Below are 14,200 nucleotides of genomic sequence, written 5' to 3'. Positions count from 1 at the left end.
ATGACGAAATCGAGGGAAAAATCATAATTCGAACTTTTAACTATTTTTTGCTTAGTCTTTATAGACGGGGGTATTCTCTACCGGTTGTTTGGCGTCCATATTATAGATGTGGACATCCCGTTGCGGAAAAGCAATGCTGATATTTCTTTCTTTGAACAAGTGGTCAATTTCGTAGCGGATATCGGATTCTGTTTTGAGAAACTGGTCCACAGTGGTCCAAAAACGCAGAATAAAGATAAGGGCACTGTCCGCGAAGTCTGAAAACACCACATCCGGCGCGGGGCGTTTTAGCACCTTTGGCGTGTTTGCCGCAATTTCAAGCAGCGATCGTCTCACAAGCGCCGTATCCGATCCATAAGCAACCCCTATTGAGATTTTCCGGCGCAGCCGGCGGTCCTTGAAACTCCAGTTGGTGACCTGGCTGCTGATAAATTCGGAATTGGGGATGATAATAGCGGCGTTATCATAGGTCTGCACCACGGTGGCCCGGACGTTTATTTTCTGTACCGTGGCCCACAAGCCGTTAATTTCAATGTCATCGCCGGCCTGAATGGGGCGTTCAAACAACAGAATAATGCCGCTAATAAAGTTGTTGAAAATATTTTGCAACCCGAATCCGAGCCCAATGCCCAAGGCGCCTAGCACGACCGCCATGGAGGCTGTATTGACCCCCACGGCGTGAAGCGAGATCAGTATGCCAAGTCCCCAAAGAATGTAAACGGTGATGTTGGTGATTGATTCCTGAAGACCGCGTTCAAACCCACTTTGGATTAAAAACTTCTTTTTTAATATATATCGAACGGTTTTCACGATCAGATGGGTAAAAAACAGTAACAGAAAGGCATAGATGAACCCCATCAGACTGAGTTGCATCTGCCCGACTTCAATGGGGTATCTAAGGGCCTGAAGCAATCCGCTCAGCACCTGCTGCCGGGCGCCCCAGGCAAATAATAGTGCCAAAACAAATAAAACCGCCCAGAGCAACCAGCAGAGTCTGAAAATGATCCAGCGGACCGGCTGCGCGCTTGCTGCGGCCACATCGTCGTCCTGATCATCCGAGACGGCAAAGGGTTGATCCCACTCTCGCAATACCAGGAAGAGAATCGCACCCCATAAAAAAACGATAACTGTATTTCCCCAAGAGCGGTACCAATACCATGCAAATTCGCCGAAGCCGGATAGTTCCAGCAAGGGTCCGATGCCGAAAATAAAATAGCCTGGCAATGCCAGCGCCGGGCGAAGCGGTTTTTTATCGGTCTTAACCCCATTTCCGTCGGTGTCGCCATGTTGTTCAATTTGCTTGCGAATGGATAATCCCCATAAGAGAAGTCCGACCTCAAGAAACGCCCTGAGTATGAACAGAAAAAAACTTGTTCCCTCGATCATCCAGTCCGTCAGGGCATAGATAACGGCAAACAAACGAACCGCGCCAATGAGAGATTTCACCCGATTGGCATAAGGCTTTGGAATAGGGGAGAGGGGCATTTTCACGATGTTGGAGAGCGCATTTCGGCACCATCGGGTGAACAATAAAACGATGAGTAAATATAGGAGCGGAAAAATCAACGATTGGGTATTGACCTTGCGAACGGACACAAAGAGGGACAGAAAAATGGTAATGCCCAACAGCGGGAGTGAATCGGTAAATACCTGAAAGCTCAGAAGCCGCCATGGATGATTTCGATAAACAGGCCGGTCGATCAAGGTTCGTGCGTACCGCTTGATGCGGATAAACACAACCATCATTATGATAAATAAGATCGTAAAGGTAAATAGATGCAACCCCTCGAGCTCCCAAATTTCATTCAGCTCGTCCTGCCAAAAGGGAATCGACGAGATTTGAGTCAGTTTTCTTCGCACTTGATCAATCTCAGCGGATAGCTGAAGCCATTGGGTAATCCGCAGCGGCGAGTCCCCCCGTTGAAACAGCAATTGTTTTTTTCTGATTTGTATTTGGCGTTCAAATTCTCCGGCCAGTGTGGTAAACCCCTTTTCAATTTCTTCAAGGGCTTCTTTTTGCTTTGTGGACTTATCCGTCAAATCAGCCAGGTACTTTTGTTTTTCAGTGAGTATCCGAATCAATTCTTTAATATTATTAATCAGTGCGGTTGCTTCGGGGACGCTCGATCTTTGGGCTTTAAATTGGGCCAATTGATCGTTATTCAAACGAAGCTGCTCTTCATTCTTGACATTTTCCCGGGTTAACGCTTCGAGCTGCTGGCCGATTTCCCTTATTTGTTTTTTCACCCGGTCAAGTGAGGATCGATTCAGCGTTGCGGCTTTTTCAAGCGGATCGATTTCAAAAGTGGGCGATAGCAGGAGATTGCCGTGTGCGGAAAGCTGAAGCCGGTATGAATTGATATCCGCTTTAAGGGCTTCCAAAGAGGCCTGAAGTTGATCCGCCCTTTCTTTACGCTGGCTGATGCTGGTTCGTTCGACCGCGATCGTTTCCGTAACGGATTGGTTAAATTCGGCGTATGATTTTGTGCGCGCATCTCCTTCGGCGACGGCGGAACCCCCTGTCAAGCTGACTCCTGAAAGAGACAGCAAAAGGAAAAAGGCCGCAAAAAGATTTGCCTGGAAAAAACCGGCTCGTTTATTTTTCATATGATAATGCGGCAACGTTTTCGCCTCTTTCCGGTATCAGTCTATATTGTCGCAGTTCTTTATCCAATTTTTTCGCATCCACCACGATTTTTTCCAGCTCATTCCAGAACGAAGGCCCATGGTGTTTAACACGGGTGTGGACCAGTTCATGAAGAAGGGTGTAATCAATCAGATGTTCAGGCAGTCTTGCCAAGTATGAATTCAGGTTGATGTTGTTTTTCCCGGAGCAAGATCCCCAAAGGGTTTTCTGATTTTTCACGAAAACTTTGTTAAACGAAAAACCGTGTGTTTCAGACAGCGCATTGAGCCGTTTGACCAGTTTCTCCGCGGCATCCTTTTGATCGATGGGGTCTAACTTTTGCAGCGCAACGGCCGTCTGTTCAATTCGGTCGATTTTTTTTAAATGTTTTTTCAACCAGTTGGCGTGCGATAGGGTTACTTCCTCGGCCCTGCGGAATGAGACCCCATAAGGCACGGCCACCCGAATACCCCTGAACGGTCGAATGGAAAGCCGTATATGCTTGGCGCGTCGGCTGTGCTCCAGTGTAATTTCGCCGATATCGTCGATGGTGATTCGTTTCGAGGTCATTCGGTTTGACTGCCTATTGTTTCTGGAAAAATTAGTTTTGTCTGGAGTTCAATATATTCCCCAATGGAAAACACACGCGATAAGGCCCATCGACGGAAAACCCACATGTGCCCCAGCACAGTGATGTTATGAGCGATCAGGTTCAGCCCGGCAGTATTCAGGCGACCCGTTTCGCTGGAGGGAAAAATACGGTGCAACGCCTCTTGAATAATTCCCGTGATTCTCAGCTCGTTGGTCAGCACCTTTTCAATCCACTGAGAGGGCAGGGCATGGGTTTCCTGGTACATGAGCAAGATCACGTCGCTCATACGGTGGCAGACCGTGAAATATTCGCGAATAATTGCCGACAGCGCTTCCCGGCCCTCTTTGTGACTCGACAAGACATGGCCGATTCCCTCGGCGACTTTATCATGAATATCCTCGCATACCAAGTAGAGAACGTCCTCCTTGCATGCCACATATTCGTAGAGGGTGCCGATGGAAAAGCCTGCGGCCAGCGCAATCTGGCGGGTCGTGGTTTTGTGAAATCCTTTTTCAATAAAAAGGGGCACTACGGCATCAATGATCTGTTTTCTTCTTTTTCTGATCAGATCGGGATTTTTAATTTGTGTAGAAATCCCCCGATTATCGTTGCCCCCGGTTTTATTCATTTTTTTCCGGCTCCTATTATCTGTTCCCTGGCGGCCGGGTGGAACGATGCGACATTGTCGAGCGGCCGTTCATGCTCGTTACCATAGGCGTTTTTCCGATGTCAAGGGATTATCACGCGCGGCAAAGCCGGCCAAAAAAACCGAAACAATCGTTGTGATTACCCCGTGGCGCCTATAGTTCATAGTTGACAAAATCGATCGGGTCGCCCTAATTTCAATAATGAGCGTTTGTTCAGTATAGTGTGCTTATTGCCTTTGATGTGCCTTGTGCCCGTGACTTCACCCGACAAGAGAGTAAACAAGCCGCAAATGGAAAATATGGATATTAAGGCGTTTGGCTATTTGGCCGGGGAGCTTCCTGATCGGGTGCAACTGATCGAAGTCGGGCCTCGGGACGGGTTTCAACAGGAAACAAAAATGATTCCGACCCCCTTGAAGGTGAAATTGATTAAGGCGATTGCCGATGCGGGAGTACGTCAGATTCAGGTGACCTCTTTTGTGAATCCCTCTCGGGTTCCGCAGATGGCGGATGCCGAATTATTGATCAAATCATTGCCAGAGCGTCCAAATGTAATTTTCAATGCGCTGGTTCTCAACTCGCGCGGGCTGATGCGCGCGCTTGGCGCCGGGGTCAAATCGGTTGAAATATCTGTATCCGCCAGTGATACTCACAGCATTAAAAACACCGGTATGTCGCGCGATCAGGCCTTGTCCGATGCGCGGAGGATGATTGAATCGGCCAAGAAAAGCGGCTGTCATGTGCGGGCGGGAATTCAATGTGCGTTTGGTTGCGTGTATGAAGGACAGATCCCTCAATCGCTTATTGCTGAAATCGCGAGCGGTTATCTTGCTCAGGGTATCGACATGCTGGCGATTGCTGATACGACCGGCATGGCAAGCCCTCCCCTGGTTGCGAGTCTGCTGGAGAAATTATCGCCCTTATGCGCCGGGGTGCCCCTCATTTTGCATCTTCATGATAAGAAAGGAATGGGTTTTCACAACATGGTGGCCGGCATGGCCGCCGGTGTGGGGCATTTTGATACCGGGCTGGGGGGGCTTGGCGGGTGTCCCGCCATACCGGACGCCGTCGGAAATATTGATACGATTCAGGCGGCCCACCTTTTACGGCGAATGAACATAGAAACAGGCATCGACATTTCCGCCCTGGAAAGGTGTGCCGAAGAAATTCGCTCGTTTTTAAAAAAATAGCCTGGAATCTGTTGATCGGGCCGATGCGCCGGGGTTTACTTTGACTAACAATAAAATATTATTACGAAAAATCAAAGTATTAGTTAGTAAAATGATGGGTGCGCGCATGGTATGGAATTTATGCTTGACATTCAGAAAGGACCGATGCAAACTATGATTGAGCGCTCGTTCAAATATCCGGTGTCGCTTTAACGACACCTTGCATAACCCATAACGATCGAAGGCGCTACCCCTGCCATAATTGCGCGCTCAATCATAAGGGAGCTCGATGCTGAATAATGTACGGTGCGCTGTAACGAATCGAGAGCAAGGATACGTTTATTACGTTACTGTGCGTGCAACGGCAACCTATCAATAAAAAGGAATCATGATGTCTGCCAACGCGATCGAAAATCGTGAGCACTGGGAAAACGAAGAACGAAAACTGGATGAATTGGTACAAAGGGCCATGTGGCCGGGCGGTCAAAACGCGGTGGATCGGTTGGCGCAGCAAGGCAAGCAACCCGCCAGGGAGTTGATTGAGAAGCTCATTGATTCCGGGACGATGTTTTTCGAATTGAGCAGAATCGCCGGATTTGGTGTCAACTACCCGGATGTCGAGGATGTTCCCTGCGGCGGCATGGTGACCGGAATCGGCAAGATAAATGGCAACTGGACCATGATCTTCGCCAATGACAGCCGCGTAAAGGCGGGCACGTATTTTCCGATCACCCTAAAAAAACATATGCGCGCGCAAGCCATCGCGGAAAGATGCGGTTTGAACTGCGTTTATATTGCGGATTCAGGCGGCGCGTATCTTCCCATGCAGGCCGATGTGTTTCCGGATGACCAGCATTTCGGCTCCATGTTTTATAATATGGCCCGAATGTCCGCCATGGGGCTGAAGCAAATTACGATGAGCACCGGCGGGAATACCGCCGGTGGCGCCTATATTGTTTTTATGGCTTGTCAATCGGTCATGATCGATCAGATGTCCTATTCGTTTCTCGGTGGACCGCCGCTGGTTAAAATGGCGACCGGAGAGGTGATCTCGGCGGAAGATTTGGGCGGCGCTGGCGTGCATACCCGGATTTCGGGCGGGGCGGATCATTTATGCGGCAATCAGAATGAAGCGGTGCTCAGGGTAAGAGAAATTCTGGCGCTTGAAAAACCCCAGCAGATTCATTTGCACCGGTACGCGGAACAGTCGCCGGCATTTCCCACGGAAACGCTTTACGAATTATTGCCCAAAGGAATTCATCGCGGGATCGACGGACGCGCTTTTCTGGGGTGCATCGCGGACGATAGCGTATTTTACGAATATAAAAAGGACTACGCAATTGGGCGTGGGGATAACATTCTGACGGGAAAGATACGAATCAAAGGCTTTCCGGTGGGGGTGATCGCGTCCAATAATGTCGGCATCATTTTTGTGGAAGCCGCCCGAAAAGCAACGGAATGGATTGTTCGGTGCGCCAATGAGAAGATGCCGATTTTATTTATTCAGGCGGCTCCTGGCTATATGATCGGTTCCGAATCCGAACATATGGGCATTGGAAAATACGGGGCGGATATGGTGCGGGCGGTTTCCTGCGCTCAGGTGCCCCGCATTCAGCTCGTCATCGGGCCGGATAACGGAGCGGCCAATTATGGTATGTGCGGAAGGGCGTATCGGCCCCATTTTCTTTTTCATACCATGCGGGCGCGTACCGGGGTGATGAGCGGCAGAAGCGCCGCCGGCGTGCTGTTATCCATTGAAGAGGCCAAAAGAAAAATAAAAGGCGCGCCCATGACGGAAGAAGAAAAAAAAGTGTTTCGGGAGAACATGATCGAGAAATACGATGGCGAAGCCCATCCGTTTTTCTGTGGTTCCCGTATTTTAAGCGACAGGGTGGTCAAATTGAATGAAATCCGGGAGTGGCTTGCCATGGCGGTTGAAGTGAGTATGCTGAAGTCCATTGGAGAGCCGGCATTCGGCAATTTCAGATTTTAACCGGTTGATCATCAACAAAAACGACGGCGTTGGCCGGCCCAAGCGATAATAGGAGGTCTTAAGATGACGGAGTATGATTATTGGAAAATTTTCCCGAGAATGCCCAGAAAGGTAACAATCGCCGACATTACCGTTCGGGACGGCTTTCAGCATCTGGAGAAATTTGTTTCCACGAACGCCAAGAAATTTTATGCGGAAAATCTGATTCTGGCCGGGTGCAAACATATCGAGGTGACCAACCTGGGCAGTCCGCTCGTTATGCCCCAGTTTACGGATGCCGAGGAGGTCCTGGCTCATCTTCGCAGCGATTATTTCAGAAAAAAATGCGCGAGCAAAGGCATTAACGCCGACGAGGTGGTCATCACGGCAGTGACCATTCGGGAATCCGCGGTGGACCGGGCGATTGCCCTAAAGGAAAAAGGCATCGGACCGGATCGCGTGTTGATGATGGTTTCCACCGAGGAACAGCATCATTTTGCGAACTCGGGATGCACCCTGCCCGAATACTGGAAAGAAGCCGAACGGGCTACCCGGAAAGCCAATGATGCGGGGCTTAAAATGTGCGGTACGGTGAGCACCATCTGGGGCAGCCCCATCGGCGGCGCAACGGATTTAAAGGACGCCGTTGAATTCACCAAACGGTGGTTTGAAATCGGTGCCCATGATATCGAACACGCGGACCATGACGGCAGCGCTTCGACTCCCGAGGTTTACCGCTATTTTTCCATGATTCTGGATGAAATTCCCGATCCGGCCGTTCATATCGCCCATTTTCATGAAACCAAGCGCATGGCATCCGCATCGATTCTGGCGGCGCTTCAGGCGGGCATTACCCATTTTGAATGCACGCTCGGCGGTCTTGGCGGACAACCCGCTAATTTTATGGGAGATTGTCCCATAAAAGGAACCGGTGATTATTATTATGACGATGCGCGGTATGTCGGGCTGGTGTGCCTGGAAGACACCCTGGTGCAAATCGACGAGATGGGTATCGAGCACGGTTACGATGTGGACCGGGTCCTGTGGCTGGGCCGCGCGATGGAAAGGACCGCGGGCATGCGGTTGCGCTCCGAAGCGGCTATCAACGGTCGGACGTTGAAGGAAGGCCACCCGAAATTTGCCCGCCCGGGGCTTGAAAAGAGAAAAGCAAAGCTGGGTGAAACGCCGAATCAGAACGTTCCGGCGGATTGGGGAAAAACGGCTGTGTTGCCGGCGCACCTCAGGCCTTAGGGGTAACGAATTTTTTGATATACCGTTAAGGTAATGCGCATTTTCGATTTATCGTCAGCCTTGTAGGAGCGAACCCGTGTGTTCGTCCTGGTTACGAAGGGCGAACACACAGGTTCGCCCCTACGGGGTTGCGGGCAATAGTCAGCATTAGGTAGATTGGCATTTTCTGATTCCTTTAATTGAAAGGCTGGCGTATCGATGAGGATACGCTCTCCTTACAGATTCGCTCATGTACACGGTTAACACCACCGGTATCCCTTGGGGGGAAGGAGTCTTTCGTGGATTTCGATCTTAAAAAAGAGCAGGAGATGATTCGGAAAGAAGTCCGTCATTTTGCCCAGACGCAAATCGCCGCTGTTGCGGCCGATCTGGATGAATCCGAATCGTTTTCGGTTTCGCTTACGAAAAAAATGGGTGAAATCGGCCTGTTCGGAATGATTGTGCCCGAAGCGTATGAAGGCCAGGGAATGGATTATATTTCCTATATCATTGCGGTCGAAGAGGTGGCGCGGGTGGACGGCTCCCAGGCGGCCACGGTGGCGGCCGGCAACTCATTAGGGATTGCGCCCATATATTATTTCGGCACCGAGGCTCAGAAAAAGAAATATCTTCCCAAATTATGCAGTGGCGAGGCATTATGGGGATTCGGCCTGACCGAGCCGGAGGCTGGCTCCGATGCCGGCGGCACCCAAACCACGGCGGTGCTGGATGGCAACGAGTGGGTCATCAACGGCTCGAAGATTTTCATCACCAATGCGGCTTGCGAGATGTCCCTGGGGGTGACGGTTCAGGCCATAACCGGCACACGGGAAAACGGCAAGCCGGAATACTCCTGTATTCTGGTCGAAAACGGAACGCCGGGGTATAAGGCTGTTGCCATGCACAAAAAAATGATGTGGCGTGCCTCGAACACAGCAGAACTCTATTTTGACAATGTCAGAGTCCCTAAGGAAAATATTTTGGGGCAAAAAGGGGACGGATTTCACCAGATGCTTCAGACCCTGGACGGCGGACGCTTGTCCATTGCCGCCATGGGGCTCGGGGGGGCGCAAGGGGCTTTTGAAATGGGGCTTAAATACGCCAAAACGCGCAAGCAATTCGGCCAGCCCATCAGCAAATTTCAGGCCATTTCATTTAAACTGGCCGACTGCGCCATAGAGCTGGAGTGCGGGAGAAACCTTCTTTACAAGGCCTGTTGGCTCAGAGACAACAATCGCCCCTTCGCCAAGGAAGCGGCCATGGCCAAAGTGTATTGCTCGGAACTGATGGGCCGGGTCGCCAACCATGCCGTTCAAATTCATGGCGGCTACGGGTTGATGAAGGATTACGGCGTGGAGCGTTTTTATCGGGATCAGAAACTGCTTGATATCGGAGAGGGCACCTCTGAAATTCAACGGCTGGTCATTTCCAGATACATCGGATGCTGATAACCCAAGGAGATCATAGAGATGAGCACACAAGTGATATTGGCCGAGGAACACGACCATATTCTGGTATTGACGCTGAATCGGCCGGAGGTCATGAACTGTTTTAACCTCACATTGCTGCATGCGTTAAAGACGCATGTCGAATCGATCCGCTTTCGGCCGGAAATCAGAGTGGTGATTATTACCGGGGCTGGCGATAAGGCGTTTTCTGCGGGCGCAGACCTAAAAGAGCGCGCCACGTTGAGCGAAATTAAAGTCAGGGAATTTCTCTTTACGATTCGAACCCTGTTTACCGCCATCGAGCAGTTAAATAAGCCGGTTATTGCCGCTGTAAACGGTATCGCGCTGGGGGGGGGAACCGAGCTTGCCCTGGCTTCCGACATTCGAATTGCTTCCGAGAACGCCTCACTGGGGCTTACGGAAACGACACTGGCGATTATTCCGGGTGCGGGCGGGACGCAACGCTTGCCGCGGCTGGTGGGCCGCGGAAAGGCCAAAGAACTTATTTTTACCGGGCGACGCGTTAGTGCTCAGGAGGCGCTTCAAATCGGGCTGGTGAACCAGGTGTGCCCGCAGGAAACGTTGCTGAACGAAAGCCTGAAGATGGCGGCCAAGATTTGTGAAAATGGGCCGATCGCGATTGAGCAAGCCAAATATGCCATCAATTGCGGGCTTGAAGCGGACCTTCAGACCGGGCTTGCCATCGAATCAAACGCATACTGGATCACGATTCCCACTCAAGACCGGATAGAAGGGCTGTCTGCATTTCGTGAAAAGCGAAAACCGGTCTATCAGGGAAAGTAATTAAAAAAATCTTTTTCAAAAAAAGAACGAAATTCTTGCTTTTTTCAAATAAGATGGTAGTATCGGGTCCAATTTAGATTGCGTGGTCTTTTATAGCCGCGCCGGTTTCGTGCTTAAGGTAGATTCCATTTGTCACAGTGGCGACCTCAAGTTTGAAGCTATGATTAATTTTTGAAAGGAGGGTGCTACGATGGCTAATGGCGTTGTAAAATGGTTTAGCGACAGCAAAGGCTTTGGTTTTATTGAGCAGGAAAACGGGCCGGATGTGTTCGTTCATCATTCGGGAATCAATGCGAGCGGTTTTAAGTCCTTGAGTGAAGGCGACCGCGTGACCTTTGACATTGAGCAGGGTAAAAAAGGTCCTGCCGCGACGAATGTCACGGTCGTTTGATCTGCTGATCCGATTCCAATAAAAAGGAGCATCTTATCCACAAATACGGAAAGATGCTCCTTTTTTATTTTGGAAAGGCTGGCGCGATGGTTATCGTGGGACATTCCCGATACGCTCGATAATGTTTCCCATAGCGTCAATGACGAATATCATAAATCCGTTTTGCTCGGCGTACCGTTTCAAATCTTCAAATATGATGGCCTGCACCGTATGCATCTTGCTCCTCTCTTTGTTCAGATGGGCAAGGCCGTTTGCGGCCTCGTCCTTACCCAGGAAACAAGGAATAAAACTGACATTTCCATCGACGTCCTGCTGCCCGAGCAATTGTTCATTTCCTTCTGGTCCGTGAACCAAAACCCATACCCATTGTTCATCTTTCATATCCATTGATGATCCTTGTTTTAAATTTCAGTTGTTATGTTGATATCACGCTTTAGATTCGCATGCGGCCGGAAAGAAACACCGCTACAAATAGCGGAAACAATGAACGGCTTGAATGCTGAGAGCGAAACGTAATGCAATTGATACAAAAATGCAACACGGCTTGTATCTAATCCGGCAAAGCCGGATGCTGGAATGCTGGGATGCTGGGATGCATAAAAGCCATCTTTCACCTTCGGCGAATATACATGCAAAAGCGTGCATGTTTCTGGTAAAGGGTCTAATTCCAGGGTTATCGCAATCCATGCGATGGCCCGGTATGACCTGTGAATAGGGTTTGATTGCGCTGGTTTTATTTGGTAGTTTACAAATTTTATGGCGAGATAACGGCGAATAGCGTTTTGATATGATCCTGATACTGTTGAATTTTGACATGGACAGGCGCTGTCGATATGTCGAAAAAGTGAACCTTTCAAGAACACTCGGGATTATACCATGTCATTTGATCAACTTGGCCTTCGGGTCGAACTGCTTAACGCCCTTAAAGCCAAGGGGTACACCGATCCAACCCCCATACAAACCCAGGCCATTCCTGCCATCCTTGATGGACGGGACATTTTTGCCCGTGCTCAGACCGGAACAGGAAAAACAGACGCGTTTGCGCTCCCTTTGGTCGAGGTGTTGAGTCAACAGCAGAGCAACAACGGGCGCCCCCCTCGTGCGCTTGTCCTGACCCCCACGCGGGAACTGGCGCTTCAGGTGGGAGCGAGCATCAAGGCCTATGCAAGGCGGGTTTCCATGCGATGCACCGTGGTTCACGGCGGGGTTCGCATCAATCCGCAGATCGATCGGTTGAAACGCGGCATCGATATTCTTGTGGCCACACCGGGACGCCTGCTCGATCTTGCCTGCCAAAGGCACCTGAATCTTTCCCGCATTGAGTTTCTGGTGTTCGATGAGGCGGACAGAATGCTCGATCTGGGATTTAGCGATGAGATTTCCGAGATTCTCGATCTGGTCCCCTCTGAGCGCAGGACCATGCTGTTTTCCGCCACCTACACGCAACAGATTCGGGAGCTTGCCGAAAAAATGCTGAAGGATCCGGACTATATCGAGGTGACGCCCCGCAATACCGCGGCAGAATCGGTTGCGCAAACGGTTCACCTGGTGGACCGATCCAATAAACGTGCGCTTCTTATCCATCTGATCACCACGGGACGCTGGACCCGGATACTGGTTTTTGCCCGCACAAAGCACGGGGCGAACAAGCTTACCGAGAAACTGATGGCACAAGGGATTCGTGTCGCCGCCCTGCACAGCAACAAAAGCCAGTCTTTTCGAACACGCACGTTAGAAGCGTTCAAGAACGGAGAGATTCGTATTCTTGTGGCAACGGATGTAGCCGCAAGGGGCCTGGACATCATCCATTTGCCCATTGTGGTCAATTACGATATGCCGGCCATTCCCGAGGATTATGTTCACCGAATCGGTCGCACCGGCCGCGCAGGTGAAAGTGGACTTGCCGTTTCCTTGGTCAGCCAAGATGAAAAGCGTTATCTTCAGGCCATTGAAAACTTGCTGAAGCAAAAGATACCGGTGGAAAAGGTGAATGGTTATACAGAGGATAGCGATGTGCCGGACTTTGTTCTCTATCGTCCCAACAGTACACAGAGCGAACAAAGGGCGGACCCGGCCATCAAAGAGATGGTTGCCGAAAAAAGTTCTTCAAAAAAGCGAGCGCAACCCCGTATTTCCAAAACGAAAGGGTCCGGCAACGGCCCGGCGCCGGTATCAAAAACCCGATCCGGCAAAAGAAACGATAAGCCGGGGAAAAGGACCTCTCGGCATTGATACTCCTCGATTTCCAAAGGTCGTGAGCGGATGGAAACGCTACCGGCCCCCGCTATGAAAATTGTTTCCGCAATAAATCATAAAAACCGGGTTCGATATCCTGAATAAACCGGACTGCCTCATGGGCGCTTTTTACGAAATTTCTTTCGTGCAGGTATTGGTAAAACAGCTTCAATGCCGGCGGCCAGTGGACATACAACGGCGGTTTGACCACCGTTTTTCTTAGCAAAAACTCATGAAAAAACTCAAACCAGCTTGAAGCCGGTACTGAAACAAGGGAGGTGTCTTCATCGTGTTCATAGGCGTAAATGAAGTCAAACCAAATGGATAGACACGTTGAAAACTCGATGGCAAACTCTTTGGCCAGACCTTTGGCGATCAGCCATTTTTGAAACGCCGCGGGGAATCGATCCTTAAGGGAGGAGAGCAGCGCATCAATATTTTCGAAGTCCGCATTCATAACGGCCAATTCATCCAACCATTGCAACTCCTGGAACAGCATCCGGTCTTCGTCGTCTGCGACCACGACGTCTTGGTTGAGCTGAATTCTGGACGCGTCAACGGGCCGAATCAAATACGCCACATCCTTTCGAATGAACATAAAGGGAGCCTCCCGGGGTTGTATGTCTCGCGGAAACAGATAATCATACCGGGCCACCATCATTTCCAGGAAATCTTTGCCGGAAGCCTCATCCATATGAAAACTGTCGCGAAGGGCCTTTAGAATTTTTTTCTCCATATCCGCCAGCATAGTGCCAATATTTCCCTCTTTTGCGGCAATGCTGTAATTCCAGAACACCATCGCGGCTTGCATCGCGCCTTTTATGTTTTCTTCGCCCTCGGCTTTTTCCATCAGCGGCCGGGCGTATTCTAAAATCGCCTGGTTGGTGGAAATGGTTCGAAAGCCGTCGGGCGGGGGCTCTGCGGATAGCGATGCTTTTTCAGATGATGCGGACCGCTGCTGGTCTTTCTTCAGTTTGGCCAGCGTAAGTTTCCGTTTGACTTTTCTGTTCTCGCCGGCGCGGCGTATCCGTTTGGCGATATTCCGCTTTTTATTTTTATTTTTTGCCATCCCTGCTTTCCTTGTTT

The 14,200-nt window shown here is 50.2% G+C and carries 13 protein-coding genes; 7 read left to right on the top strand and 6 right to left on the bottom strand.

Features of this window, described 5'->3' with window-relative positions; translation table 11 throughout:
• Positions 1 to 51: 51 nt before the first annotated feature.
• The 3 genes from RBT11_17130 to RBT11_17120 are packed head-to-tail and all read right to left on the bottom strand — an operon-like array spanning position 52 to position 3,846.
• Positions 52 to 2,607, bottom strand: coding sequence for a mechanosensitive ion channel (locus tag RBT11_17130; protein MDX9788503.1), 2,556 nt, complete (start codon positions 2,605 to 2,607; stop codon positions 52 to 54).
• Positions 2,597 to 3,196: a DUF45 domain-containing protein gene (locus RBT11_17125; GenBank protein MDX9788502.1), complete on the bottom strand. Its 600-nt coding sequence runs from the start codon at positions 3,194 to 3,196 to the stop codon at positions 2,597 to 2,599. Before RBT11_17125 ends, RBT11_17130 begins: the two co-directional genes overlap by 11 nt.
• The gene (locus tag RBT11_17120; protein MDX9788501.1) at positions 3,193 to 3,846 is read right to left on the bottom strand and encodes a TetR/AcrR family transcriptional regulator; all 654 of its coding nucleotides are present in this window, start codon (positions 3,844 to 3,846) and stop codon (positions 3,193 to 3,195) included. The genes RBT11_17125 and RBT11_17120 overlap by 4 nt, the downstream gene beginning before the upstream one ends.
• A gap of 309 nt (positions 3,847 to 4,155) precedes the next feature.
• Here RBT11_17120 and RBT11_17115 point away from each other — a divergent pair, with 309 nt between their 5' ends.
• From RBT11_17115 to RBT11_17090, 6 genes are all read left to right on the top strand, one after another.
• Positions 4,156 to 5,055, top strand: coding sequence for a hydroxymethylglutaryl-CoA lyase (locus tag RBT11_17115; protein ID MDX9788500.1), 900 nt, complete (start codon positions 4,156 to 4,158; stop codon positions 5,053 to 5,055).
• A 367-nt stretch (positions 5,056 to 5,422) separates the two neighbouring features.
• Positions 5,423 to 7,027, top strand: a complete 1,605-nt coding sequence (locus RBT11_17110; protein ID MDX9788499.1) for a carboxyl transferase domain-containing protein — start codon at positions 5,423 to 5,425, stop codon at positions 7,025 to 7,027.
• A 63-nt stretch (positions 7,028 to 7,090) separates the two neighbouring features.
• Entirely contained in the window at positions 7,091 to 8,257 is a 1,167-nt protein-coding gene (locus RBT11_17105; GenBank protein ID MDX9788498.1) for a pyruvate carboxyltransferase, read from the top strand.
• Between the two features lie 278 nt (positions 8,258 to 8,535).
• Positions 8,536 to 9,684 (top strand): acyl-CoA dehydrogenase family protein, encoded by a 1,149-nt coding sequence (locus tag RBT11_17100; GenBank protein ID MDX9788497.1) that lies wholly within the window; start codon positions 8,536 to 8,538, stop codon positions 9,682 to 9,684.
• A gap of 21 nt (positions 9,685 to 9,705) precedes the next feature.
• Positions 9,706 to 10,488: an enoyl-CoA hydratase gene (locus RBT11_17095; GenBank protein ID MDX9788496.1), complete on the top strand. Its 783-nt coding sequence runs from the start codon at positions 9,706 to 9,708 to the stop codon at positions 10,486 to 10,488.
• A 190-nt stretch (positions 10,489 to 10,678) separates the two neighbouring features.
• A complete protein-coding gene (locus RBT11_17090) occupies positions 10,679 to 10,879 on the top strand; it encodes a cold-shock protein (GenBank protein ID MDX9788495.1) in 201 nt (66 codons plus the stop codon).
• 90 nt (positions 10,880 to 10,969) lie between these two features.
• Here the strand turns inward: RBT11_17090 and RBT11_17085 are convergent, their stop codons facing one another.
• Together RBT11_17085 and RBT11_17080 are read right to left on the bottom strand one after the other, a co-directional pair.
• Positions 10,970 to 11,266 carry a hypothetical protein gene (locus tag RBT11_17085; GenBank protein MDX9788494.1) on the bottom strand — a complete coding sequence of 99 codons (297 nt, stop codon included), beginning with the start codon at positions 11,264 to 11,266 and terminating at the stop codon, positions 10,970 to 10,972.
• Between the two features lie 14 nt (positions 11,267 to 11,280).
• On the bottom strand, positions 11,281 to 11,736 hold the full coding sequence (locus tag RBT11_17080; protein ID MDX9788493.1) for a hypothetical protein: 456 nt from the start codon (positions 11,734 to 11,736) through the stop codon (positions 11,281 to 11,283).
• 19 nt (positions 11,737 to 11,755) lie between these two features.
• On the opposite strand from RBT11_17080, the gene RBT11_17075 reads away from it, so the two are divergent.
• A complete protein-coding gene (locus RBT11_17075) occupies positions 11,756 to 13,111 on the top strand; it encodes a DEAD/DEAH box helicase (protein ID MDX9788492.1) in 1,356 nt (451 codons plus the stop codon).
• Positions 13,112 to 13,163: 52 nt separating this feature from the next.
• Here RBT11_17075 and RBT11_17070 read toward each other — a convergent pair whose 3' ends face one another.
• Positions 13,164 to 14,183 (bottom strand): hypothetical protein, encoded by a 1,020-nt coding sequence (locus tag RBT11_17070; protein ID MDX9788491.1) that lies wholly within the window; start codon positions 14,181 to 14,183, stop codon positions 13,164 to 13,166.
• Positions 14,184 to 14,200 lie beyond the last annotated feature (17 nt).

The sequence above is a fragment of the Desulfobacterales bacterium genome (assembly GCA_034003325.1).
In the GTDB taxonomy this organism is placed as follows: Bacteria; Desulfobacterota; Desulfobacteria; order Desulfobacterales; family JAFDDL01; genus JAVEYW01.
This window is presented reverse-complemented; position numbering and strand designations above follow the sequence as displayed.